Source organism: Pedobacter riviphilus (genome assembly GCF_014692875.1).
Taxonomy (GTDB): domain Bacteria; phylum Bacteroidota; class Bacteroidia; order Sphingobacteriales; family Sphingobacteriaceae; genus Pedobacter; species Pedobacter riviphilus.
The window spans coordinates 4139789-4166558 of sequence record NZ_CP061171.1; the positions used below are offsets into that span (position 1 = coordinate 4139789).

Annotated in this window: 18 protein-coding genes and 2 pseudogenes; 4 read left to right on the plus strand and 16 right to left on the minus strand. The window is 38.2% G+C overall.

What is annotated here, in order from left to right:
* Window positions 1–52 precede the first annotated feature (52 nt).
* Entirely contained in the window at window positions 53–1327 is a 1275-nt protein-coding gene (locus H9N25_RS16990; protein WP_190326645.1) for a DASH family cryptochrome, read from the minus strand.
* Window positions 1328–1497: 170 nt separating this feature from the next.
* Between H9N25_RS16990 and H9N25_RS16995 the strand changes: the two genes are divergently transcribed.
* A complete protein-coding gene (locus H9N25_RS16995; protein WP_190326646.1) occupies window positions 1498–2400 on the plus strand; it encodes a TIGR01777 family oxidoreductase in 903 nt (300 codons plus the stop codon).
* Window positions 2401–2526: 126 nt separating this feature from the next.
* On the plus strand, window positions 2527–3828 hold the full coding sequence (locus H9N25_RS17000) for a cryptochrome/photolyase family protein (RefSeq protein ID WP_190326647.1): 1302 nt from the start codon (window positions 2527–2529) through the stop codon (window positions 3826–3828).
* On the opposite strand, the gene H9N25_RS17005 is transcribed toward H9N25_RS17000, so the two are convergent.
* From H9N25_RS17005 to H9N25_RS17040, 8 genes and pseudogenes are all read right to left on the minus strand, one after another.
* Entirely contained in the window at window positions 3818–4726 is a 909-nt protein-coding gene (locus H9N25_RS17005; protein WP_190326648.1) for an FKBP-type peptidyl-prolyl cis-trans isomerase, read from the minus strand. The genes H9N25_RS17000 and H9N25_RS17005 overlap by 11 nt on opposite strands.
* 3 nt (window positions 4727–4729) lie before the next feature.
* Complete coding sequence (locus tag H9N25_RS17010; protein WP_223833423.1) at window positions 4730–5218, minus strand: FKBP-type peptidyl-prolyl cis-trans isomerase; 489 nt, start codon at window positions 5216–5218, stop codon at window positions 4730–4732.
* A gap of 60 nt (window positions 5219–5278) precedes the next feature.
* Window positions 5279–5725 carry an FKBP-type peptidyl-prolyl cis-trans isomerase gene (locus H9N25_RS17015; protein WP_190326649.1) on the minus strand — a complete coding sequence of 149 codons (447 nt, stop codon included), beginning with the start codon at window positions 5723–5725 and terminating at the stop codon, window positions 5279–5281.
* Between the two features lie 299 nt (window positions 5726–6024).
* On the minus strand, window positions 6025–7818 hold the full coding sequence (locus H9N25_RS17020; protein ID WP_190326650.1) for an acyl-CoA dehydrogenase family protein: 1794 nt from the start codon (window positions 7816–7818) through the stop codon (window positions 6025–6027).
* A gap of 141 nt (window positions 7819–7959) precedes the next feature.
* Window positions 7960–8309 (minus strand): annotated as a pseudogene (locus H9N25_RS25490) (four helix bundle protein).
* A 110-nt stretch (window positions 8310–8419) separates the two neighbouring features.
* Window positions 8420–9595 carry an acetyl-CoA C-acyltransferase gene (locus tag H9N25_RS17030; protein WP_108198048.1) on the minus strand — a complete coding sequence of 392 codons (1176 nt, stop codon included), beginning with the start codon at window positions 9593–9595 and terminating at the stop codon, window positions 8420–8422.
* Between the two features lie 153 nt (window positions 9596–9748).
* Complete coding sequence (locus H9N25_RS17035; protein ID WP_190326651.1) at window positions 9749–12154, minus strand: 3-hydroxyacyl-CoA dehydrogenase/enoyl-CoA hydratase family protein; 2406 nt, start codon at window positions 12152–12154, stop codon at window positions 9749–9751.
* Between the two features lie 74 nt (window positions 12155–12228).
* Window positions 12229–12663: a MarR family winged helix-turn-helix transcriptional regulator gene (locus H9N25_RS17040; protein ID WP_167297109.1), complete on the minus strand. Its 435-nt coding sequence runs from the start codon at window positions 12661–12663 to the stop codon at window positions 12229–12231.
* A 124-nt stretch (window positions 12664–12787) separates the two neighbouring features.
* On the opposite strand from H9N25_RS17040, the gene H9N25_RS17045 reads away from it, so the two are divergent.
* Window positions 12788–13750: a hypothetical protein gene (locus H9N25_RS17045; RefSeq protein WP_190326652.1), complete on the plus strand. Its 963-nt coding sequence runs from the start codon at window positions 12788–12790 to the stop codon at window positions 13748–13750.
* Between the two features lie 236 nt (window positions 13751–13986).
* On the opposite strand, the gene H9N25_RS17050 is transcribed toward H9N25_RS17045, so the two are convergent.
* From H9N25_RS17050 to H9N25_RS17070, 5 genes and pseudogenes are all read right to left on the minus strand, one after another.
* Entirely contained in the window at window positions 13987–15309 is a 1323-nt protein-coding gene (locus H9N25_RS17050; protein WP_190326653.1) for an OmpA family protein, read from the minus strand.
* Between the two features lie 385 nt (window positions 15310–15694).
* Complete coding sequence (locus tag H9N25_RS17055; RefSeq protein ID WP_223833424.1) at window positions 15695–17404, minus strand: DUF885 family protein; 1710 nt, start codon at window positions 17402–17404, stop codon at window positions 15695–15697.
* A 116-nt stretch (window positions 17405–17520) separates the two neighbouring features.
* Entirely contained in the window at window positions 17521–19857 is a 2337-nt protein-coding gene (locus H9N25_RS17060) for a GAF domain-containing protein (RefSeq protein WP_190326654.1), read from the minus strand.
* A gap of 83 nt (window positions 19858–19940) precedes the next feature.
* A complete protein-coding gene (gene ggt, locus H9N25_RS17065) occupies window positions 19941–21662 on the minus strand; it encodes a gamma-glutamyltransferase (RefSeq protein WP_190326655.1) in 1722 nt (573 codons plus the stop codon).
* Window positions 21634–23408 (minus strand): annotated as a pseudogene (locus H9N25_RS17070) (AMP-dependent synthetase/ligase). The gene ggt and the pseudogene H9N25_RS17070 overlap by 29 nt, the downstream one beginning before the upstream one ends.
* 254 nt (window positions 23409–23662) lie before the next feature.
* Here H9N25_RS17070 and H9N25_RS17075 point away from each other — a divergent pair.
* Window positions 23663–24127 (plus strand): hypothetical protein, encoded by a 465-nt coding sequence (locus tag H9N25_RS17075; RefSeq protein WP_167297115.1) that lies wholly within the window; start codon window positions 23663–23665, stop codon window positions 24125–24127.
* Window positions 24128–24254: 127 nt separating this feature from the next.
* On the opposite strand, the gene H9N25_RS17080 is transcribed toward H9N25_RS17075, so the two are convergent.
* Together H9N25_RS17080 and H9N25_RS17085 are read right to left on the minus strand one after the other, a co-directional pair.
* On the minus strand, window positions 24255–24680 hold the full coding sequence (locus H9N25_RS17080; RefSeq protein ID WP_190326656.1) for a hypothetical protein: 426 nt from the start codon (window positions 24678–24680) through the stop codon (window positions 24255–24257).
* Between the two features lie 116 nt (window positions 24681–24796).
* Window positions 24797–26575: a M61 family metallopeptidase gene (locus H9N25_RS17085; protein ID WP_223833425.1), complete on the minus strand. Its 1779-nt coding sequence runs from the start codon at window positions 26573–26575 to the stop codon at window positions 24797–24799.
* Between the last annotated feature and the right edge of the window lie 195 nt (window positions 26576–26770).

Sequence of the window (26770 nt, forward strand, 5' to 3'; positions counted from 1 at the left end):
TCGATAAAATTTCAAATTCATTCATTCAGTGCTCAATCATCAATCATTACAACTATGATGCCCAAGTTAAGGAGTAATTGCCTTTTGGGTCGAGATTTTTGATATTTTTATCAAGGTCGAAAACACTTTTTGATTTCTGATCGTTACCTACACCGGCTACATTAGCCCAGTTCCCCCAATTACTTGCCGGGTTGTAATCGATCAGTTTTTCTTCGAAATATGCTGCACCAAAAACCCAGCTTACCTCTAAATTATTGATCAGATATAAAGCTGCTGTTTGCCTGGCGATATTCGAGATGAAACCGGTTTGATTTAGCTCTGTCATCACCGCATCTACCACAGCAAAACCTGTTTGCGCATTCTTCCATTTACTAAAGTTATCCTGCTCATTTACAACATCAATAAGCCCCTGGCTACCAAATCCATCCGGACTAAAAAACGTATTACCATATTTCTTAAACATGAAACGGAAGTAATCTCTCCAAAGCAGACCTAATAAAATATGATTGAACATGGCCTTGGTATTGGGCACACCTTCCATTTTTTTAATTTCCCAGTACACTTTTCGTGGCGATAAACTGCCCATGGCCAGCCATGCCGATAGTTTTGAAGCCAGAATTAAATTCTTGGTTGTTGCAGCCTGTTGCATAGCTACAATCACTTTTTGAAGATGGGCCAAACCCTCGGCCTCGCCACCAACAAATTCAAAATCAGCACGCTGATCTTTTTGTTGTGGCAAAAGGTTAAGTTCTTCTAGCGATGACAATACTCCCCAATCAATCACTTCGGCTACATTAATGCGGTCGGGCGCAGCAAAACAAGGTTTGATAATCGAATCGCGCTCAATCTTTTTCTTAAACTGATTAAAGGCATCTGGAATATCCTTAATTGGAAAAGGTAAATCTTCTTTATTATATAAGGTATGACCGATAAAATGTTTCAGGTTGATGCGTAATTTCCAAAGTGCATTTTCTACCAAAGTTGAAACATGCGTTTCTTCCCTTGCAACTTCGCGGTGATGGTAAACTTCGGTAATCTCATATTCCTGAGCAAGTTGCGGAATAATATCTTCGGGATTACCTTCGGCGATAAGCAAGTTACCCCCAATCTGCTTTAACGAACTGCGTAAACCTAAAACACTTTCTAAAATAAACTGCGCTCTAATATTACCCGTTTTTAGCGTACCGTATTTTGTTTCGCCAAAAGAACGGCGATCGAGAATGTAAACAGGTAAAATCGAATCAGACTTAGCAATCGCCTCAACCAGCATTTCGTTATCATGCAAGCGAAGATCATTTCTAAACCAGACTAAAATTTTTTTGGACATCTTTTATCGAAAAGGGTGTAAGAACGCGTTTACAAATTTATCTTATTTTTCTTCTTCATCAAACCCCTATATAATTCTTTACAAATAGGTAACAAAAGAATTAGAGCCGAATTAATATCGTTTTAAATGATAGCATAAAAACCCTTTTGTATCTTTGGTGTTTTAAAAAGATGGCAAAGAAGATTCTGATTACCGGGGCTACAGGACTTGTGGGTACTGCGCTGAAAAAACATCTGCTAAGCAAAGGTTATGAGGTGAATACACTTTCGCGAAAGAAAGACAATAATCCCAATAATTTTGTGTGGGATGTTTACAAAGGAACGCTTGATGCTGATTGTTTGAATGGTGTAGATGCCATTATCCATTTAGCGGGAGAACCAGTTGCCGATAAAAAATGGACCGATGAACGCAAAAAACAGATCATCGATAGTCGCGTAAAATCAACCGAATTACTCTTTAAAACCATAAAATCTAAACCCGACCATCAGCTAAAATCGTTCATTTCTGCTTCGGCAGTTGGTTTTTATGGCGATTGCGGTGATGAAATTTTAACAGAAGAAAGTTTAAACGGTTACGGATTTTTAGCCGAATGCTGTAAACTTTGGGAAGATGCAGTAGATCAGGGCAAAAAACTAAGCCTCCGGATTGTAAAACTCCGTACGGGAATCGTTTTAAGTAATCATGGAGGGGCTTTACCACAGCTCGATAAACCGGTAAAGTTATTTACCGGAGCCGCTTTAGGTACGGGCAAACAATGGACGCCCTGGCTGCACATTGATGATATGGTAGAAATGTACATTGAGGCCATTGAAAATCTTAAAATGGAGAATTCATATAATGCTTGCGCGCCGTTTCCCGTAACTAATAAAGCGTTAACCAAAGCCATTGCCAAAAGGCTACACCGACCTTTTTGGCCTGTTAAGGTCCCCAAAAAAGCATTGGAATTGTTATTAGGAGAGCGTGTTGAGGCCGTATTAATGAGCAACAATACTTCAGCCCAAAAAATTCTAGATGCGGGATTCAAATTTAAATTCACACATCTGGAGGACGCGTTGAAAGATTTATACAAATAGCTTAAATTGGATAACTGGCCGTCATCCTGAACTTATTTCAGAATCTTATCTCTATAACTGTACTACTATAAAAGATGCTGAAACAAGTTCAGCATGATGTAAATCATTAATTTGTAATCCCCCTCAATGACTTCAATATCAATTCTATGGTTCCGTCGCGATTTACGTTTAGCAGATCATGCTGCATTATATCATGCCCTTAAAAGCGATTATCCTGTTCTTCCGCTTTTCATTTTTGACCAGCATATATTAGATAAACTCCCGAAAGATGATGCCCGTGTAACTTTCATTTATCAAACCATTGAAGATTTAAAGAGAGAACTTCAGCAATATGGATCAGATTTATTGATTAAATATGGCAAGCCCGAAAAAATATGGCCTGAAATTTTAAAGGAATACGATGTTAAGGGCGTATATACCAATCATGACTATGAGCCTTATGCCTGCGAACGTGATGATAACATGGCCGAATTTTTAACCAGCGAAAAAATAATATTCAAAACATATAAGGATCAGGTTATTTTCGAAAAAAACGAAATTTTAAAAGCCGATAAAACACCCTACACTGTTTTTACTCCTTTTTACAAACAATGGCATGCCAAGTTAAACGATTTTTATGTAGAGGCCTATCCTACTCAAAAATATCTCAAAAATTTATTGCAAATCAAACATTTACCTTACCCAGGTTTGTATGAAATGGGCTTTGAAAAGCGTAAGCTGGATTTTCCGAAAATCAGTTATCAAAACAAACTTGATGATTATGCAAAAAAACGTGATTTCCCTGGACTTGATGGTACCACTCATATTGGACTGCATTTACGTTTTGGAACGTTAAGCATTAGGAAAGCGGTTAAGGATGCATTGGAAGCGAAATCGGATGTCTGGCTTTCTGAATTGGCATGGCGCGAATTTTATATGACCATACTTTGGCATTTCCCTCACTCAGCTTCCAATTCGTTCAAAAAGCAATATGATAAAATTAAATGGCAAAACAACGAAGATGAATTTAAAGCCTGGTGCGAAGGCAATACTGGTTACCCTATTGTAGATGCCGGCATGAGGCAGCTTAACCAAACCGGCTGGATGCACAACCGTGTACGCATGATCGTGGCCAGTTTTTTAACCAAACATTTACTCATCGACTGGCGCTGGGGAGAAGCGTATTTTGCAGAAAAGTTATTAGACTACGAAATGGCAAGCAACGTGGGTGGCTGGCAATGGGCTGCAGGATCAGGAAATGATGCCGCACCTTATTTTAGGATTTTTAACCCTGAACTCCAGACTAAAAAATTCGACCCTAAGTTCGAATATATTAAAAAGTGGGTACCAGAATTTGGAACAAAAAAATATGCCCAACCAATAGTTGAGCATACTTTTGCAAGGGAAAGGGTTTTAAAAGTTTTTAAAGAGGCTTTATCTAATTTGTAACCTTTACAATTTCAATATCGAAATCCAATACAGCATTAGGTGGAATAGAGGTATGTCCACCAGTTCCATAAGCGAGATCAGAAGGGATGAAAAGCCTAACCTTTGTTCCTGCTTTAAACTTAGTAAGTAATCCCCATCCAGCTATTACGCTATTCAATGTCGTTGAGAAAGTTCCATCTGTTGAAGAGTCAAAACTGGTGCCATCTAAAAATCTTCCTGTATACTTAAGTATGAGTGTACTTTCATTGGTGATTACATCCGAACCAGTGCCTTCGGTTCCAACAATATAGTATACTCTGCTTAAATCTTTAGTTGCTGTTAAATTTTTAGCAGTTAAATAACTTTGGATCTTTGCATCATCAAATAACCACTGTTTGCGGTATGGATAAGTTTTAACTATAAAATCAAGATTTTCGTTTGAGGGAATAGGACCAGCACCATTTTTACCAAAGCCTAAATAAGATGGCAACAAAATCCTAGCTGTACCTCCTGGTTTTAATTTAAGCACAGCTGTTCTTATAGCGGGTATATTATAGGTAATGGTTGTTGATAAAGAAGATTGGAAAAAGCTATTTAAATATCCAACATATGTACCCAAATTGCCGTTCGATGGAGACTGGAGATAAGTTGTGCCATTCGTCATAGATTTAACTGTTACATCATACAATACTGAATCTGTATTTAAGAAAAACGAACCATCAGTAGGGTTTGTAACCTGAAAATAAAATCCTGTTTTAGCAGAATCAGGTTGCATTTGAGTTAGATTGTTTTTTGATATATATGCTTTTATAGCCGCATCATCTATAGTTTGAGCAGAATCGTACTCTTTTTTACATGAGCTGAAGATTGTAGTAGCCAATAAAAGTGTGAATAGGCTAAGTTGAGTAAATTTGTTCATTTATTATTGTACGTCTGTAAGTGTTATGGTAAAATCAAGCACTGAATTTGCCGGAATTAATGCGGATGGCGACTGTGTTCCGTAAGCGAAGTAAGATGGGATAATTAACCTGATCTTTCCTCCTTTTTGTATTTTTTGAATCCCAAACTGCCATCCTAAAATTACATTTCCTAATTTAAAAGAGGTTGGGGTTCCTTTGGTGCTATCGAAAATAGTACCGTTTAATAATCTGCCTTCATAATCTGCAGTAATCACTGTAGAGGTGAGATAACTTACGTTTCCCGTCCCAGGAGTTATAATCTGATAAAAAATACCACTAGCATCTTTTGTTGCCGGGATATTATTGGTCTTAACAAAAGTGCTTATTGCAGCAGTATCGGCCTTAAATTGTGGAGTAGGATCGTAATCATCTACCGGCACATTTTTTTTACAGGCTGCTAAGCACCCTGCAAGGCAGATCATGAGTATAAAATATTTAAACTTAACCATCATCCGCAAAAATAAGCTTTTAATACGGATGCTACAATTTTTAACCTATTTTAACAAATAAGCTTATTGCGTATTCGAAAGCTGAATTGTAAAATCCAATACCGAATTACCTGGAATAGAGCCTACAGCACCACTTCCATAACCCAAGCTAGGCGGAACGATCAACCTGATTTCGCCACCTTTTTGAATTTTAGGAATACCGATTCTCCAGCCTTCAATCAACTCTGCAAGATTAAATGTTTGCTCTTTGCCACCGCCATTATCAAATACACTGCCGTTTAATAATCTTCCCTCATATTTAATGGTGATTTTAGTATTATTCGGATAAGTAAACGAGCCAGAACCAGGTTTTATAACCTGATAATATAAGCCAGAATCATCTCTAACGGCATTAATATTATTTTGTTTGATGAAATCGGAAATCTGTTTTTCAGGATCCTCATTCTTTTTACAAGATGAAAACGCAGCTAAACATAAAAAGAGTATGGTAAGAAATCTAAATTTAAACATGTGCGAAAATAAGATTTTAATAACATAAAGCTAATGGGTTATGTTTTTTTTGAAGCGCAATCTTCTACTGCTTGGGATGCGGTAGTCCTGCTTTGCACTTTTATCTTTTTTGTAGAATTATGTATAAAGAAAAATTTCCATCTACAAAAAAGGATAACGTTTCAATCAGGGCTAATTAGGCAAGTTCCGTGGTGCTGTTAACCTACATCGCCCAAACCTCATTTCACAAAACAAGAAAAGGGTTTAAAATCTGGATTATACACCCAAACCTTAAACCCTCAACTTTTTAAGCTTTACGCTTAAAAAATATACTTATTTGCCTCAATAAGCTGTTGGGCAACTCTTTGACGGGCATCTTTAACATTAAACGGTTCCACTTTTGTAAAGCGGCGTAAACCAACCAACATCATACGCTGCTCATCTCCTTCGGCGAAAGCCCAAAGTGCTTCTTTACCAGCTTTAGCAATACCATCAACCGCCTCTACCAAATAAATGCGTAATAAATCCAGCTGACCTGCTGCTGCTTCTTCTCCACGGGTGTGCACTAACTTTTCTGTCCTTAATAAAGCCGATTCAAGCACATAAACATAACTGGCCATGTCGGCAATGTTCATTAAAATTTCCTGTTCTTTACTTAAGGTCATCATCAATTTTTGAACCGCAGCACCAGCCACCATTAAAGTCGCTTTTTTCAAATTTGAGAGCACCTTTTTCTCTGCAGCAAATAAGGTGGTATCTTCTTCGCCAAAATCAGGAATGCTCATCAGTTCAGCTGCAACTGCTGTAGCAGGGGTCATTAAATCCAGTTCGCCTTTCATGGCACGTTTCAGCATCATATCAACGGTTAACAAACGGTTAATTTCGTTTGTACCTTCGAAAATTCTATTGATACGTGCATCACGATACGCCCTATCCATTGGTGCATCGGCACTAAAGCCCATACCACCGTAAATCTGTACACCTTCATCTACAGTATAATCTAAAGCTTCTGAGCCCCATACTTTTAAAATGGCACACTCTACTGCGAATTGTTCAACAGACTTTAATCTCGCTTTACCAGATTCCATTCCACCTGCAACCAGTTGATCGTAAGTATCATCAATATTTTGTCCGGCACGATAGTTCGCTGAATCAACAGCGTAAAGTTTAGCAGCAATTTCTGCAATTTTAAAACGGATAGCACCATATTTGGAAATCGGGCGGCCAAACTGGATCCGTTCATTCGAATAATTAATCGCCGTATTTAGAGTTGCTTTTGAAGCGCCAATAGCTGCCGCTGATAATTTAATACGGCCGATATTTAAAATATTAACCGCGATTTTGAAACCATTTTCCCTATCACTCAACATGTTCTCAACGGGCACTGGGCAATCGTTAAAGAAAACCTGACGGGTTGAAGAACCTTTAATACCCATTTTATGCTCTTCCGGATTCATGGTGATGCCACCGAAATCTTTCTCCACAATAAATGCGGTTAAGTTTTTATCATCATCAATTTTCGCAAAAACAATAAAAACATCGGCAAAGCCGCCATTAGTAATCCACATTTTCTGACCAGTGATGATGTAGTGTTTACCATCATCGCTCAGCTTAGCTTTGGTTTTACCAGAGTTGGCATCCGAACCGGAGTTTGGTTCGGTTAAGCAATAAGCAGCCTTCCACTCACCCGAACCGAGTTTAGGAATATACTTTGCTTTTTGTGCTTCGTTACCATAATATAAAATTGGCAATGTACCAATTCCAGTATGGGCAGAAAGCGCAACAGCAAAAGAGTGGCCTGCACCTACCACATCTGCAACCAGCATGGAAGTATTGAAGTTTTTGCCAAAACCTCCGTATTCTTCAGGAACCGAAACGCCTAAGATGCCCAGTTCGCCAGCTTTGGTTAAAAGTGTTGGCATGAGCTCTGGGTCTTCCTGCTTATCAATTTTATCTAAATTAGGATAAACTTCAGCCGCCAGAAAATCGCGACAGGTTTGCGCAATCATCTGCTGTTCTTCATCAAATTCTTCAGGGATAAATACTTCCTGATAAGTGGTATCCTTAATTAAGAATTCACCACCTTTAATTGTCTTTTTTTCAGTTGTTTCCATTTTAATAGTATCTAGTAGCGAGTATTAAGATTTGAGTATCAAGACATCAGTATCAAGACAAAGTCTATATCAAAAAAAATTTACTATTGTATAATCCAATCTTGATACTTGATACTCACATCTTTCTTCCTAATACCCACATCAAATTAATTTTCTTTCCAGGGCATAAATCATTTTTTGAACTTCAGTAACTTTCTCAATTAATCCCGTTGACAAGATGTCCTCTAATAACCCAAGTTGATTTGATATAATTAGCTGTGTTTCCAACTCGAATGCTGAACCTTGACTAATCGTTAAAAATATTTAAACTGGGGACCACTCCCTCTACCAGCCCCCTCAGCAATATTCGAGGCAATTGAAACTGAACATCTTTTCATTTGTGAAATCAATCCAAATCTTTCCTCATTTGGCAAGAGCGATGTCGCTTTATAAACTTCAACAGCTAAGTCGATTGATTTTTGCCAAACTTTTAGTTCTTTAAAATTATGCATATATATTATATTAGTATTAGTGACTGAGTAATATGTCGGGATGATTTTATAAACTGGCTTATTCGCCTGCTATTAAATCTTGATACTATATACTCATATCTCGATACTAATTAAAGTAACTCAAAAATCCCCGCTGCACCCTGCCCTGTTCCTACACACATGGTTACCATTCCGTACTTTTTGTTCTGTCTTTTAAGTTCGTTCATGATTTGCACCGTAAGTTTTGCACCTGTACAGCCCAGCGGATGCCCTAATGCAATTGCACCACCATTTACGTTAATTACATCAGGATTTAAATCTAATGTTCTGATTACAGCTAACGATTGTGAGGCAAAAGCTTCGTTCAGTTCGATTAAATCGATATCTTCTTTTTTCAAACCCGCTTGTTTCAATGCTTTTGGAATCGCCTCAATCGGACCAATACCCATAATGCGCGGCGGAACTCCTGCGATACCGTAGCTTACCAACCTGGCAATCGGTTCTGCATTTAATTCTTTCATTTTCTTTTCAGATACCACCAAAACAAAAGCTGCTCCATCAGATGTTTGCGATGAGTTACCCGCAGTTACACTTCCAACCGCATCGAATACGGGTTTCAGTTTCGCCAACTTATCTAAGGTGGTATCTGCACGCGGACCTTCATCAGTATCAACCACATAAGAACGGGTTTTCTTTTTCAGGTTGGCATCAAGATAATTTTCGTTTACCGTGATTGGCAGAACACCATCTTTTAAATGACCATTTTTTATAGCGTGAATGGCTTTCTCGTGAGATTTTAACGAAAAAGCATCCTGATCTTCACGGCTCACATTATACTCTTTAGCTACTGCTTCTGCGGTTAAGCCCATGCCCCAATACCAATCTGGATTGTTTTTTGCAACTTCTGCATTCGGCACGAGTTTCCATCCGCCAAAAGGCATTCCGCTCATTACTTCTACGCCACCGGCGATAATACAATCGGCCATACCTGCTTTAATTTTAGCAACTGCAGTGGCAATGGTATCTAAACCTGATGCACAATAGCGGTTTACGGTAACCCCTGGTACTTTATCGGTATCCAAACCCATTAATGAGATCATACGGCCAATATTCAGCCCCTGTTCTGCTTCTGGTGTAGCGTTACCCACTATTACATCATCAATTTGTTCGTTATCTAAATTCGGAACCGATGCCACTAAAGCCCTGATTACTTCTGCGGCTAAATCATCAGCTCTTGTAAAACGGAATACGCCCCGGGGTGCTTTGCCCACAGCTGTACGATATCCGGCTATAATATATGCTTCCATTCTTTTAGTATCTAGTAGCCAGAATCAAGTATCGAGACTTAATTCTAGCATTATTATTTTATTTGTTATTTACTATGAGTCATTTTTTTTCGACAATCATATCTTGATACTTGATACTCTTATCTTGATACTCATATCTAAATATTTAACTCACTAATTCCTCAACGGTTTCCCCTTTGTAATAATACTTTGAATCCTTTCTAAACTCTTCCGCTCACCAGCAAGTGATAAAAATGCTTCTCTTTCCAGATCCAATAAATATTGTTCGGTTACTTCTGTTGGATAAGATAAATCTCCGCCGCACATTACATAACCTAATTTTTCAGAGATTTTTTTATCATGCTCGGAGATGAAATGCCCAGCATACATGCTATTTGCACCTGCATAAACAATTCCCAATCCTTGCTTGCCTAAAACTTTGATGTCGTTACGCTGAACGGGTTTGGTATAGCCAGCATCGGCCAGTTCAATAGCTTTGGCTTTTGCATCGGCCAATAAACGGTTGCGGTTCATCGAAATCGAGAATTTATCTTTTTGCAGATAACCCAGTTCGTAAGCCTCGTAACCTGACGTAGAAACTTTGGCCATTCCGATAGTTAAGAAACGGTCTTTCAGTGCATTTTGCACAATCTGATCATCCTTAAATTCATCAGATGCGCGTAAAGCAAATTCTTTAGTACCGCCGCCACCAGGGATTACGCCAACACCAAATTCAACCAAGCCCATGTAAGTTTCGGCAGAAAGCTGTACATGATCGGCATGTAAGCTAAACTCGCAACCACCACCCAATGTTAAATTATGCGGAGCTACTACAACCGGGATAGAAGAATAACGGATGCGCATCGAAGTATTCTGGAACATGCGGATAGCCATGTTCAATTCATCCCACTCCTGTTCTACGGCCATCATAAAAATCATTCCCACATTTGCGCCGGCAGAGAAATTTGCACCATCGTTGCCGATTACCAAACCACGGTAATCTTTTTCGGCCATATCAATTGCTTTATTAATCCCCGAAATCACATCACCGCCAATAGTATTCATTTTGGTGTGGAATTCTACATTTAGAATGCCGTCGCCCAGATCGATAATCGAAACACCTGAATTTTTCCAAAGGGTTTTATTTTCCCGAAGGTTATCCAAGATGATGAACTCATTGGTACCAGGTAAAGCTTTATAACTTTTAGAAGGGATATCGTAATATTTTTTAACGCCGTTTTCTACTTTATAGAATGAAGTATTTCCGGCATTGAGCATTTCATGCACCCAGGCCGCAGCTTTATTGCCATACTGCTCCATTCCTTCAATGGCTTCTTTTACGCCAACGGCATCCCATAATTCGAAAGGACCAAGTTCCCAGCCAAAGCCTGCACGCATCGCATCATCAATACGGTACAGCTCATCAGAAATTTCAGGGATTCTATCTGATACATATTCAAATAAACCAAATGAAGAATGGCGGAACAATTCGCCTGCCTTATCTTTTCCTTTGGCAAAAATCTTCATACGCTCGCGAAGGTTCTCCACCGGCTTAGTCATTTCTAAGGTAGCCGATTTTACTTTTTGCTGAGGTTTATATTCCAGGGTTTTTAAATCTAAAGCCAAGATTTCGGTTTTACCATCGGCTGTTTTGGTTTTTTTATAGAAACCCTGCTTGGTTTTATCGCCAAGCCATTTGTTCTCTTCCATTTTTTGCACATATGCAGGAAGTTTAAACAAATCGTGCGCTTTATCATCCGGGCAGTTATCGTAAAGCCCTTTAGCCACTTTAATCATGGTGTCTAAACCTACCACATCGGATGTGCGGAAAGTAGCCGATTTTGGTCTACCCAATGCTGGCCCTGTAAATTTATCAACCTCCTCTACGGTTAAATCTAATTTTTCGACCAAATGCAAAAGTGCCATAATCGAATAAACACCTACCCTGTTTGCAATAAAAGCTGGGGTATCTTTACATAAAACGGTTGTTTTTCCTAAAAATTTATCACCATACTGCATCAGGAAATCAACAATTTCTGGCTGCGTATGCGGCGTAGGAATAATTTCCAATAATTTTAAATAACGCGGTGGATTAAAAAAATGTGTTCCACAGAAATGTGATTTAAAATCATCACTTCTTCCCTCGGCCATTAAATGAATAGGAATACCAGAAGTATTTGAAGTGATTAAGGTACCAGGCTTACGGAATTGCTCTACCTGTTCGAAAACTTTTTTCTTGATATCAAGATTTTCGACCACGACTTCAATTACCCAATCATAGCCGGCAATTTTCGACATATCATCGTCGAAGTTTCCGGTTTTGATTTTATTTAATACTTTTTTGGTATAAACCGGCGATGGATTTGTTTTCACAGCCGTTTGCAAAGCTGTATTCACAATCCGGTTTTTTACAGCTGGGTTATCCAGTGTTAATCCTTTTGCCTGCTCTTCAGGGCTTAAGTCTTTTGGGGCAATATCCAACAGCAAAACCTCTACGCCAATATTGGCGAAGTGGCATGCAATACGCGACCCCATAATACCTGAACCTAAAACAGCAACTTTATTAATGCTTCGTTTCATTACTTTATATATTTTTCTTTAGGCCTGATTAAACCTGTACAAAGTGAATTTATTTTGCCTCAGATTACATCCTGTTAATCAACAGTATAGGCTACCGTGATCTCATTTAGTTTTATCAATAGATTAATGAATGTTTCTTTTTCTTTTTTGGTAAAGTGCTCATCCAGGTATTCATTAAATTTTCGAACAACCCCTTTGGCCAATTGTTTTTTCTCTTTACCAAAATCAGTTAGGAAAACTTTTACCGAACGTTTATCGCCTGCAGATGTTTCACGATAAATGAGGTTGGCCTCTTCCATATTATTTAACATACGGGATAAACTGGTTGCCTTAACTCCAAGCAAGCCAGCTAAATTTGAAACCGCAGTTCCCTCAGCATCATCTATATTAATAAGCATGTAACCAATGGCCTGTGTAATCCCAAAACCGGATGCCATTTGATTGTACTTATTAAACATATTTTGCCAGGCAAACTTAACGTGGTAATCTATGGTTTGTTGTTGTTTCATTTTCACTAATTTATTATGCTTGCATAACAAAGCTAACGAATGTATTTTGTTAATGCAATAGAAAAATTCAAAATATTTGTCAAATTTTTCTTATCATAGTCATACACAAAATGAAACACTCGATATGTTAACAGTAAAACAAATACTCTTGTTTAGTCTATTTATTTTATGGGCTACGATTTGCCAAAGTCAGGTATCGTATTTCGGGGCTGCTCTTTTAAACAGTCAAAAATTAGCAGTTTTCAAAAAAACAACTACCTTATTTACATTACAATATACTGATTATGCCGAATTGGAGAAATTTGATCAGGCTATTAAAAAAAACTGGACAGTTACACCTTATAAAATTATTAAGCCCGAAGAGCTTGCGCGCTACGACACAGTAAAAAATTATTCTTTTTTTTATTTCGACAGTTATGCAGAGAAGTTAGACAGTACAACTAACGTAAATGTGGTTTATACACTAAAATTAATAACGCCATCTAAAAACCCTAAGCTAAAAGAAGAAAGTATATTGGCAACAGTTGCACTTTTTGCTGACCCTAACACCAATCTGTTGGTCAGAACACAAGATCAACAATATGGCAGCAAAAGAAGTGTAAGAAATAATATTTTATCATATTTCTATAACAAGTCTAATTTCTTCAACTGGTCGCCCGGCTTTTTAACAGGTTATTTAAAACAGATTAATGATGGATTGCTTGCAAATGAAAATTGCAATATAGACTACCAATTTTATAATAAGGTACGCCTACCCGAGCTGGCTAAGGAAACGCTATACATACCTGAATACATTAAGCAGGTGTTTTCTTCGAGATTAGCACTTGTGCCACAATCGGGCATAATTTCTGAACCTTATAATTACAAACTCAAATTTGTATCGTACAAAGCACTTGATAGTTTAATTCTGAACAAAACCACTAATGTTAAATATGTGGTTTACACGCAACGATCTGGAGATAAAATAATTAGTGTATACGATAGTAAAGACGATAAAATTATTTATCAAAGATTTTATCCTCAATCACTAAGTTTTGAGATGAATGACTTAAGTGAGATTAAAAAGGTAATTGTTTCGCTTAAATAAGCTGAGTTAAAATTATAACTATTGCACTGTCATTCTCAACACCAGACCAATTGGCCTGGTTATTTTAGAAGCCTATTGCACCAAAATCAATCTAACTAAGATCCTTCACGGTGTTCAGGATAACAAATCCGCTTTATGAATATTAGCTAAATAGTAGTCAGCTTTTAGAACAAAACCTCTTAAACTAAAAAAGTCCCGATTTTCACCGGGACTTTTTATAATATGATTAAAACAGACTAGTAAAGTGTAAACTCTACACGACGGTTTTGTTGACGACCAGCCGCTGTTTTGTTAGTAGCAATTGGTTGGCCCATGCCATAACCTGTAGCTTCAATACGTGATGCATTTGCACCTTGAGAAACTAAATAAGCTTTTACCGATTCTGCTCTATCTTTTGATAAACGCAAGTTTAATTCTTTTGAACCTGTATTATCTGTATGACCAGCTAATTTTAAGCTAAAGTTTTTCTGAATCAACAATGCTGCAACTCTATTTAAAGAAGCATAAGATTTAGAACGGATAGTTGCTTTACCTAAATCGAATTCTAAGTTTTTAATCGCTTCGTTAACAACTTTACGATCCTCTTCTGTTACGATTACTTTTTCTACAACTTTTTCAGGAGTTTTTAATGGACAACCAGAACCATCAACAACAGTACCTGCTGGTGTATCAGGGCATTTATCTAATTTATCTGCAACACCATCACCATCTGAATCTTTTAAGATATCATTTAATTCTGAACGTAATTTTGCATTATCAGCTTTTTGGGCATTTAATTCAGATTTTAAACCTTCTGCAGTTTGTTTTGCTTTTAAAGCTTCATCATAAGTTAAAGCTACCGGATTATGGAAAGCCAATTGTTTTCCGCTACCTAAGGCAAACTCTAGACCAGCATAAGCATAGTTGTATTTATCGTTTCCATTTCTGTAATAACCATCTAAATTATCACCATCAACAAAATTGATGGTCCAACCTAAATCGAAATTAACCGCATCAGAAATTTTAAATTTTGCACCTAAACCTACAGGAATAATTAATTCGTGGATGTTATCGTCACCACTAAATTTTGAGGTTCCTGCTGCTGTAGTAATAGTCGGTTTATAGGCCGCAATACCTGCTCCGGCAGAAGCATAAAGCTGCAAAGTATTCTCTTTTTTAAACATATCAATGTTGAACATGTTTACCACGGCATTTAAACTTCCTGAATAAGACAAATCTGTATCGAAGGATTTTACAGGAGAGTTATTTACCAAACCACTTTTATAAGGTTCGGTATTATCTCCTTTTAATTTACCACGAACTCCATCTAAACGAAGAGAGAAATAAGGTGTAAATTGTTTTTTAATGTAAAGACCGTAACCTAAACTTGATTTGTTATTACTGAAATCATTTTTTCCACCCAATGGAGACAGTGGAGTAAGTACACCGGCGTTTACACCGATAGACCATGTTCTTAATGTTGTTGATGAAGTTGCCGTGCTTTCCTGAGCTGAAGCAACCGACCCGATGAGTAAACCAGCGAGTGCAACTGGGAGTGTTTTAAATAGCTGTAATTTCATAAATTTTCTATTAACGTTGAATAAGCGTTTTCCAAGTATTACAATAGCCATACCAAAAATACAGGCTTGTAAAAATACTTATCAACTTTTCAACACTAATACCTAACGTAATACATCAGACAAACTAAAAAATACGTTAGAACATAATGGGCGCATCTCTTTCAATCCGTTTAAGCTAATTCTTCCAAAATCAGATTTTTAAGTTTGGGCTTCAATATACTTTTTCATGTTAATATTTGTGAATGAAAAAATTGTCAGTATTGCTCTTTAAAATAGGTCAATGCCAACTTATCAGGTGGATAAGCTCTTCTTGCGAATCATGGAAAAAGCCCCATTTTGGATCATTCATTTCATAAAGTTATAAATACATCTGCCAGATATTCTACTATTTAATATCGCCGGCAAATTTCCATCGGGTGCCGAAATTTTCGGGCAATATTTGGTTGGTTAACAAAGCTCTTACCATTTCTACTGGCATGTTGTTTTCGTGTAATATACGATCGTGAAACTGAATATTAGTCATCTTGCCGCTTTCTACCAGCTCTTTGTGCAATGCTCTAAACTGCAATCCACCCAACATGTACCCGATTTGATACAATGGGCCATAACCTCCAGTAAACGATCTACGTACCTCAGCTTCTGCATTAGCACGTTCAAATCCCACACGGTCTACTAAAAAGTCTATACACTGCTTGGGCGTCCAATTCCCCAAATGGTAGTTCATTGAAAAAATAATACGTGCACAGCGGTGCATACGCCAAAAAAGCATACCAATTTTATCTTCCGGAGATTTCGCGAAGTTCTGGTCCCACAACAGCATCTCCCAGTACAACGACCAACCTTCCGTCCAGAAAGGTGTACCAAATACTTTGCGGTAAGGTTTGTATCGGCTTTGCATAAAATATTGAAGGTTGTGTCCGGGAATAAGCTCATGAAAAACTACAGCTCTAGAAAAATGCCTGTTATTGCCGCGAAGGGTCATCATTTTGGCCTCCTCCGTCATGTCTTCTGTTGGATAGGCAATTAATACCGATTCACCACCCAGAAAAAACGGTGCAAACAATTGTTCCTGCGGGCTTAACATGCGCATACGCCAACCTTCTTTGGCCAGGGACGGAATAGCGATGAGTTTATTTTTCTCTACAAAATCTATGGCCTCATTGGCCAATTCATAAACCAGTTCGGGCTGTTTTCCCAATTCAGGATAATCGGTTTTAACCTTTTCCAATGCTTTTTTCCAATCGTTGCCAAAGCCCATTTGTTGCGAGGCTTTAAGCATTTCGGCATCACACCAGGCAAACTCCCTCATGGCAATAGCCTCAATCTGCTCAGGTGTATAGGCAATCATCTCATCATTTAAATTGCTCAGCAAAGCAGTTCTCCCAATCGGATTACCAATAATACCACTCCCATCGTCTTTCGCATTTGAGGGTTTAGCTATTTTGCCCAGTACAGCAGCATAATCCTTTATTGCATCTACTACATCGGGGTAAACTGCTTTTGTGGCTTTGGTAAATTGCGGATCGTAGCCATCATAAAACTTATAGGCTTCAGTAAATACAGATAAGTACTGATTAGCAGTTTGTTGTGCCCAAGAAGCCTGTACCGGTGTAACAGCTAAATCTTTGTTTTCCACTGCCTTTGTGGTTTTCTGAATATTCGCTTTAAGCTGTTCGAATTGTTCTTGGGTAATTTTACCGTCTTGTTGTTGGCCAACTCTGCGCTTCGCCTCAAAATCTAATAATGTTTTGGCAAAAGGCAACATAAAAATACAGCTTTTAAATTCGGCGTATTGCTGTTGTAAACTTGCTGAATCTGACCGGATATCGCGTTTAAGCAAAATATAATCTACCCTTTCATTTACAGTTAGCTTGTTAAAAGTCAAATCCTTTAATTGTTTTTGCCAGTCTGTATAAAATCGTTCCATCCGTTTAAAATATTCCTCAGATCGCTTGAGTGCATATTTTCGGTTAAGCATGGTCTCGTCTGATTGGTATTGATTAATCAGCGGACTCACGAGGCTGGCTTCATTAGTTTGAGCGTGTAATTGTACTGTAACTGTTAGCAACAAAAACAGATAAAATAGTTTGCGCATAGCGATTGGGGCATTTTGAATTAGTTGATGCAATATAGCTAACCATTAAGTATTTGCTGTAGGGTACCTGTGTAACTTATTGAAGATATTAGATTAAAGGTAGCCTAATTAAACATTTATAAAATAGTTAAGCGCAATGCCTTTAATCCGCTTAGCCCCTGTAAATCTTCCAAATCAAGATCCTCGGTTTCTGGCTTCAACACCCCTGTTTCCTGCAAATATTTTACAAATGGAAAGTAATCGTCAATATCTCTTTTATTGAAATAGATTAATGCCAGTTTATCGGGCTGGGTAAGGCGCTCCTGCGAGTTACGAATGAGTATCTTATCGATTCTTTTTTTGATCATCTGATACCTGATATTGTAAGCTCCTTCTACATCGAACTTTCGCTCATCGATCCTAAAGCTAATGTCTATTGGATGGTTGTGAATAAAGATAAGTTGTGTAGTGGCCAGCTTAACGGTCAAATCGGGCTGGAGTTGCTGAACCATTTTGGCAATCTCAGCCATTGACGACAGTTGCCATAACCTTAAGTTTTTAAGATGGAAGTGATTAAAAATCCGATCGGGCGCAATAGACTGCCCAATATAAATATCGTACTCAACACCATCCGTTCTGAACTTCTCAAAATAGCAGGGATAAGAATCTTGTAGTTTTTCGCGTTCGGTTTCAAAATAATTGTTAATGGCAGTATTAATTAGCTGCATGGATGTTTCCAAAGCCTGGCGATGCTTATATACCTCGCCATAAGGTGCTGAAATGCGGTCGAGATATTTATTGATTATCTTTTGAGTATTAGGGTGCGATTGGGAAATGAGCCTTAGGTAATCACTGGTTTCTTCTTTAAGGAAAATATTGAGGCTGTTTTCATCAGTTGTATTTAGTTCGTCGCCCTGTAAAATATCACTCCATTTATTGCAGTTAAAAATAATTTCTGCCAACAATGCATCGCTATAAGTTTTGCCCAGCTCTTCTAGCGTTTCACGAAACAGGCTTAGGTGAAAGCTTAAATCGGCTTTACTGGCTACATTGCGTTCTGCAGTAGAATTTCTAATATCTATTGCGCCATAAAAAGGGTAAACATCTGCAAAACTTATATCCTCATTACGCTGTGGCAAATTCTTTTTCTTATTGTAAAGATGATGCCAGGCTGCTTCATTAAACTTCCATTGTACCGCTGGTTGGATAGAGGTATATTTTTCTTTAATGATATTTTCGATCTCGAGATTAAACTCATCTATATATACTTGTAAGAGTTGAGCAATAGGTGCTAAAACAGGCTCCAATAAGGTAATTTTCTTTTCATCGAAAGTTTCGCCAACCCAGGTATGCATGCCCAATACGCCAACTAAAATCTGGTTATGAAATACTGGTATAAGCGCCATCGATTTTACGTTTAGCTCCCTAAATCTGTCTAACCAGGGAAACATTTCTTTACTTTCTGCCCAAATATCGGGCGAGTAAAAAGAATTAGGGTTCGCGGCATAACCTTCGGCAATCTGCTGAAAGGCTTCGGGGCTCAAGGTTTCTTCGCCCCACACCGAAAACAGTAGGCCACTGCCTCCTTTTACATAGCCATAAACCATTTTGTTGTTTACCCTTACGAAAGGGAAAAGATCGAATTGGATATTGGCATTTTGCACCAGCACTTTTAACGATTGTATCACTTCTCCATAAGCGACACTCTCGCTGCCTGGTATGCGGCTCAACCTTACATTTTTAATATTTTCTACTGCCTGTTTTGCGGTAACATCAGTAATGGTAAGCACAGAAATACCGTTGAGCTCAAAAAGCGACAATGGCAGCACCTGTTGAAGTTTATCCAATCCAGATTCTTCATTCAAATATTGTTGTAACTCGCGGTAGCTAAGATCTGGTAACGGCTGTTTCACCTTAACTTCGATGAAACTGGCATTTACTCCAATATGGAAATAACCCGGCAAACCAGTATCTGCATTGATACCCGAATGGTATTTTTCTTTTAAAGGTGAGTGGAACGCATATAATTCGTTAAGAATGAAGGAATAGATAAAATAAAGGTGATCATGTTCACGTTGTTTCAACGTTTTTGAACCAACAAAACTGTTCTGGTCTTTTTCTTCGTGCTCGAGCAGCTCGTACATCAGCTCCGTTCCATAAAAAGTAATGGGCTGCATTGGTGCACAAAGCCCCCAAGCCTGATGCTCTTCTGTCAACAGCGCAGGCGAAAGACAGGCATACATATGTTCCAACAGTAACTCGTGCTGATAAATATCATCTATAGCGATAGCCTGGTCATCAATTCCCTGTTTTTTAAATTCTTTTAAGGCATTCCTATAAAGAATAGATTTTACAGTCTGTTCTTCTTTAATTTTTCGCTGCAGGTATTTGATAAAAGGACCAAAAGAGATTGCTGAATTTACCTTTGGTAAATCTGGATAATTTTGGGCAAGATTAAATATGCGCTTCTCCATCTCTTTAAACTTTGAATTAGAAAAACTAATTGAATGGCAAAAGATTGACTACTGCTAAGATAAAAAAATAGATTGAGAAGTTGCTACCAGCCGATGGCCTTATCATCTCCCCTAGGATCGGCGCCCCCCTGATAATTGCCCCACTTGGTTTTTAAGATGGCATCTACCCGGCCAATTGGGCCTCTAGGCACGATTTTATAGCCTTTTGCTTTTAATTTTTCTATTGTTAAACTATCGATGGCATCTTTTTCTACATACACCTCATCTGGTAACCATTGGTGATGAAACTTTTTAGCAGCTACAGCCGATTGCATAGACATATCGAAATCGATTACATTAATAATAGTTTGAAATACAGATGTAATGATGGTTGAGCCGCCCGGTGTACCTACCACCATAAATAATTTTCCATCTTTCTCTACAATACTCGGTGTCATAGAGCTTAACATTCGTTTATTGGGTGCAATGGCATTGGCTTCGCCACCAACTAAGCCATACATATTGGGCGCTCCAGGTTTAACAGAAAAGTCATCCATTTCGTTGTTCAACAGAAATCCAGCTCCTTTCACTGCAACTAACGATCCGTAAGAACCATTTAAAGTAGTAGTAATTGAAACGGCATTCCCATCGCGGTCTACAATAGAGAAATGTGTGGTTTCTTCGTGCTCTGCTCCTTTTATTTCGCCGGCCAAAACAGCGCTACTTGGTGTTGCTGCTGCCCAGCTAAAGTTTGCCATGCGGTTTTTGTTATAATCGGCATTCAACAGCTGTTGTTGTGGAACAGCATAAAAATCAGGGTCGCCTAAATGTGTTGCCCGGTCGGCATACACTCTTCTTTCGGCTTCTACAATTACCTGAACTGTAGAATCTGCATTATGTCCCCATTTTTTTAAAGGATAAGGCGCTACAGATTGGAGCAATTGGATCAGGGCAATACCTCCACTCGAAGTAGGTGGCATGGTAATAATTTTGTAGCCCCTATAGTTACCTGTTATGGGTTTACGCCAGGTTGCGTGGTAATTTTTTAAATCTGCTCTTGTAATGAGTCCTTTGCCCCGCTGCATTTCGGCCACCAGCGAATCGGCTACGGCGCCTTCATAAAAACCTGCCCTACCTTTTTCCTGTATTAGTTTTAACGTATTGGCCAACTCTTTTTGAACAAGCACATCATTTTCCTGCCAGGTGCTTTCCAAATTTACAAAAGCAGTTCCACCAGGGTTAAATTCCATAAATTTACGATGCAAACTATTCAACTCCCCAGCTTGTCGCTTGGTGATCTTGAAACCGTTTTGAGCGAGGTTTATCGCTGGTTGCAATACCTGTGCCCAGGAAAGCTTTCCATATTTTTTGTGAGCCTCTACCATGCCATCTACTGATCCTGGCACGCCTGCAGCTAAATGGCCATAAAGGCTTTTATCAACAATTGGATTGCCAACAGCATCCAGATACATATCTCTGCTGGCTGCCGCAGCTGCTTTTTCTCTAAAATCTAAGGCATTTATTTCGCCGTTTGTACCACGATATACCATAAAACCACCCCCACCAATGTTCCCCGCGTTAGGGTAAACTACGGCAAGCGCAAACTGAACCGCAACAGCAGCATCAACGGCATTCCCCCCCTTTTTTAAAATATCTATTCCTACTTGCGACGCTTCTGGATGGGCAGAAACCACCATCCCATTTTTATATTCGCCACTGTTGTTTTTACCCAATTGTCCGGTTACGCAACCAGCCAATAACAGTACAACACTTAAGTATATTAACGATTTTTTAAGGTTATTGAGGGGCTTTATAGTTTTCTGCATCTTTATATATTTTTTCGATTACCTCGTTATTTTTTTCGGTTATCACTTTTCTTTTCAAACTTAATTTTGGGGTAAGCTCACCGCCATCTATGCTCAACTCTTTAGGTAACAATGCAAATCTTTTTACCTGTTCCCACTTACCAAAGCCCACATTTGCAGCTTCGATAACCTCGTTGTATTTAGCGAGCACCTGTTCATTTTTAATAATCTCTTCGTTCGAGTTAAAAGTAATGCCTTTTCTGCCTGCCCAGGTTTTTAAGGTTTCGAAATTTGGAACAATCAGTGCAGACGGGAATTTCCTGTTCTCGCCCAAAACCATAATCTGTTCAATAAAAATCGATTCTTTATATTTATTCTCGAGCATTTGTGGGGCAACGTATTTACCACCAGCAGTTTTAAACATTTCTTTTTTACGGTCGGTAATTCTTAAAAAGCGGCCATCAACCAATTCACCAATGTCTCCGGTATGAAACCACCCTTCTTTATCTACCGCCTCATCGGTTAAATCAGGTCGGTTATAATAACCTTTCATTACCTGATGTCCCGGGTTAAAACTTCGCCATCTGGTGCAATTTTAACTTCTACACCTTTAATTACCTCGCCAACAGTACCGAACATGGTTCCGCCAAAATGATTAACAGTAATTACCGGTGAGGTTTCTGTTAGTCCATATCCTTCAAAAACAGGCATACCCGCAGCCCAGAAAATTCTGGCCAAACGCGGATTTAGCGCTGCTCCTCCTGATACGATCACTACAATTTCGCCGCCCAGCGCTTCCTGCCATTTTTTAAAAACCAGTTTACGGGCAATTCCGAGTTTGAAGTTATACCAGGCGCCCGCATTAATTGTATATTTCTCAGCTAAAGCTACCGACCAGAAGAAAATACCTTTTTTAATTCCTGTTAATGCTTTTCCTTTCTCCATGATCTTATCGTACACTTTTTCGAGAAGCCTTGGAACGGTAGAAAACACATTGGGTTTTACATGCTGAATATCGGCTACAATGGTTTCCATACTTTCGGCATAATAAATTCCGGTATAATTAAACAGGTATAAATAAATAATCATCCGCTCGAAAATGTGCGAAAGCGGCAAAAAGCTTAAGCCTTTTTTAACACCTTCGGGTATTACCACAGCCGAGTTAACAAAATTTGCAACCAGGTTATGATGCGTTAGCATTACACCTTTTGGCGTACCCGTAGTGCCAGATGTATAAATTAGGGTTAATATATCTTCGGGGGCAACTTTAGCACGATGTTCTTCCAAATCAATGTCTGTACTCGCTTTGCCTAATTCAATTAATGTATTCCAGTTTTCGGCTTCTGCAATTTCATTAAAACTGTAAATCTTAATGGCTGAATTAATTGCATCGGCACAAGGCTTAATTTTTTTATACAAATCTTCGTCGGCTACAAAAATAATGGCGATTTCTGCATCTTTCAGGATAAACTGAATATCGTGTTCAGCTAAGGTTGGATATAAAGGAATCTGATAAGCGCCAATCTGGTTGGCCGCAAAATCGGCAATATTCCATTCAGGCCGGTTATGCGACATTACAGCAACCCTGCCTCCTTTGCCTATGCCTTGTTTAATTAATCCACGGCTTAGGTTATCTACAGCGGCACAAAAATCGGCTGTACTATAATTTATCCATTTTCCGTTAATTTTTCCGCTGATGAATTCTTGCTTAGGATTTTCGAGGCTGTATTTCAAAAGATCAAAAACCCGTTTAATTTCTGCCGCCATATGAATTGTATATTATTTGGTTAAGTTAAAAAATCAAACATAAAGATTAACATCTATATGCCTTTTTAATGAAAATAATACCACGTAGTTAATAAAACGCTGTATTTACTTTCTGTAAAAAATATTTAAATAAACTTAGCAATTACAAAATTACTATGCAAGCATTGTTTTTTATCCTAACGGATTTTTACCAAAAAAACAGAAACGGCATTAAAGTTGTTAAGCTGATAATTATTTTACAAAACATTTAAATTATGAAAAAGTTATTTACAATTTTAGGATGCATTGCATTGTTTGCCCTTACTACAACAACCGTTAAAGCTCAAAACTATAAAACCGGACTTGGTTTAGGTATTGACTTTGGAGATGGCGCTACATTGGTAGGTCCATCTATCAGACACCACTTTAGCCCAAAAGCAGCTATTCAAGGCGATGTATTATTTGGCGGAAACTCTACTATTATCCAAGGCTTCCTTCAATACAATTCATCAATTCCAGGTGCCAGAGGTTTAGATTGGTATCTTGGTGGTGGTCCGTCAATCCAATTGTATGATGGAGGTTCTAACTTTTTCCTGGTTCCGATGGTTGGTTTGGATTATAAATTTAGCGGTGCGCCATTGGCTTTGGCTTTAGACTGGAGACCAAGAATTTATTTGGGCAGCAACGACAGCGATTTTAACGCTGGAAGATTCGGCCTAGGTTTTAGATATACCTTCTAGACAAAGCGTATGGCGCTCGGCGCGAAGCGTAAACTTAAAAAACATAAAAAAATCCCATAAGATTAATCTTATGGGATTTTTTTATATAAACAGGTTCTAATTATAATTTAATATTTTAATTAGTATATCACAAGGTAACCCGTGTTCGATAGCTCATTGCTACTTTTTTATGGTTACACTGTGCGGGTTCCCAATTTGGACAGGCCTTTAATAATTTTATCATGTTACGATCCAATTGTGTATAATCTTTAGGTAGCTTCTGGTAAATGCCTATGCTTTTGACGTGGCCAGAGGTATCAATTATAAAAGTTGGAAAAACATCTGATTGCAAGGGCTCTTTATCTGTTCCTTTTAGTGGTACATTAGAGATAAACTTATAAAATTTAGTCATTCCTCCAGGAAATTCGGGCATTTCATCAACTTCTGTATATACGAATAGATGCGATTCGGTATCGTAATAGCCCTTACAAGAAGTTTGCTGTACAAAGCCCTGCTTATCTTTTAAAAAAGAAAAGCTTAAAAGACATAATATAAAGCCTAAATGTTTTATCATATGCTGGTTTGTAACTGAACAAATATCTGAAATAAAAAATCCCGTAAGAAATTAATCTTACGGGATTTTTTATGGAGTTTTAAACTGCAAGTTGAAAACTTTTAACTGCGAACTGCCTATATGCCTGTCCATTTTTTTAACACTGCTTTTTGAGCTGGCGTTGCATTTTCGTTTACGGTTGCTTTTAAGCGTACACTTGGATTTTCTTTCAAGCTTAAAGAAATTTCTTTTTCAATTCCGTCGCGAATTACCTTAACGGTTAGCTGATCGCCGATTTTTTTATCCGTAATGGCAGGTAAAATATCTAATGAAAATTTCGGTTCTTTTAATTTCACATTTTTCAGCGCATCACTCAATGATGAGCCATCAATCAGAACAATTATATCGTTAACATTTAAACCACTTACCCAAGCGGCTGAGTTTCTGGCAACCGAAGTTACTTCTAAACCTTTAGTAGCCAATTGAACCGCTGCACCAGTAACCGGTTTACCAGGAGTTGCATTTTCTGTAGAAACATCAACACCTGCATACGCGAAATATTTTACATAATCTACGTCATCTACGCCGTTAACATATTTTGCCCAAAAGTTAGTAAAGCTAATTCCTGATATCTTTTCAACCATGGCTTTAAATTCTGCATCAGTATAACCACGTTTTAAGGTTTTGCACTGCAAATACATGGCTTTCATTACATCGTCTAAACTTTTGGCACCTTTAGTGGCATTTATGATTTCGAGATCCATTAGAATACCAATCACTTCTCCTTTATTGTAGTAAGAAATGGAATTGTTTTTTGAGTTTTCATTCGGGCGGTAACCAATAATCCATGCATCATAACTGGATGAAGCAGCCGACTGATATTTCGCACCAGGCGTATTCAACACCGTACCTACACCGTCAGCAAGATCTTTCAAAAATTCATTTACATCAGTAAAACCTGCTCTATGCAAATACTTATTTTCGTAATACGAAGTAAATCCTTCAGCCACCCAGAGGTTGGTCGTGTAATTTTCGTTGTCATAATCAAAAGGGCCTAGTGCTATCGGACGTAAGCGCTTAACATTCCAAAGGTGGTGATACTCATGAGCAACCAGGCCTAAAAAGCCTTTATAACCTTCAGCTGTATTGTATGCATTTCTGGTTGCACCTAAGGTTGTAGAGTTTAAGTGTTCTAAACCACCGCCACCTTTTAAGAAATTATGGACAATAAAGAGATAATATTTATTAGGATTTTCGCCATAAACTGCAGTTTCTTTTTCTACAATTTTAGCCATATCTACTTTTAGTTTTTCCTTATCGTAATTACCGCCACCGTACATGGCTACCTCATGGCGAACACCAGCAGCTGTAAATTCGAAAATATCCTGATTACCCACCTCAATAGGGCTATCGTAAAGAATATCAAAATCAGTAGCTTTATAGGTAAACTGCTCACCTACAACCGGGGTTAACCCGGTAGAAACTTTAGTCCAGGTATTAAAAGGAACAATTTTTACAGTACTTGGCGATTTGATCATGCCATCAGGATGCATAAAAATTCCTGTTGGAGATAAGAATGCGTGAGATTCGTCGATAAAAGGCGTACGCACCGAGATTTCGAATGCATAAACACGGTAACTGATCTGGATATTGGCAGCCTTAGCTGAGAAAATCCTCCAGGTGTTTTTCCTTACTTTTTCAACTTTTACGGCTTTACCAGCTGCAGTAGCCTTAAATTCTTCTACACTTTTTTCAAACTCGCGGACCAAATAAGAACCCGGTGTCCAAACTGGCATTTTTACATCTACATAATCTTTTGCCAAGCCAGAAATATTCATCTGAACTTCGGCATAGTGTGCCTGTGGCTCTTTAAAAGAAACCTCAAAGCCTATTTTTACCTGCGCCTTCGCTGCCATAATACACGTTAGTAGTAAAACTAAACTTAAAATTGATTTTTTGTTAAACATATTGATATTGACTGTGTTTTGTTGCAAATTTAGATTTATTGATGGGGTTTTAGAACAAAATAGCTAAATGTGGTGTAAAATAGTTGTTTCGGTTTCATTGGTTCATGGCTGATGGCTGATGGTTTTTACGCTAACTAAACCCAA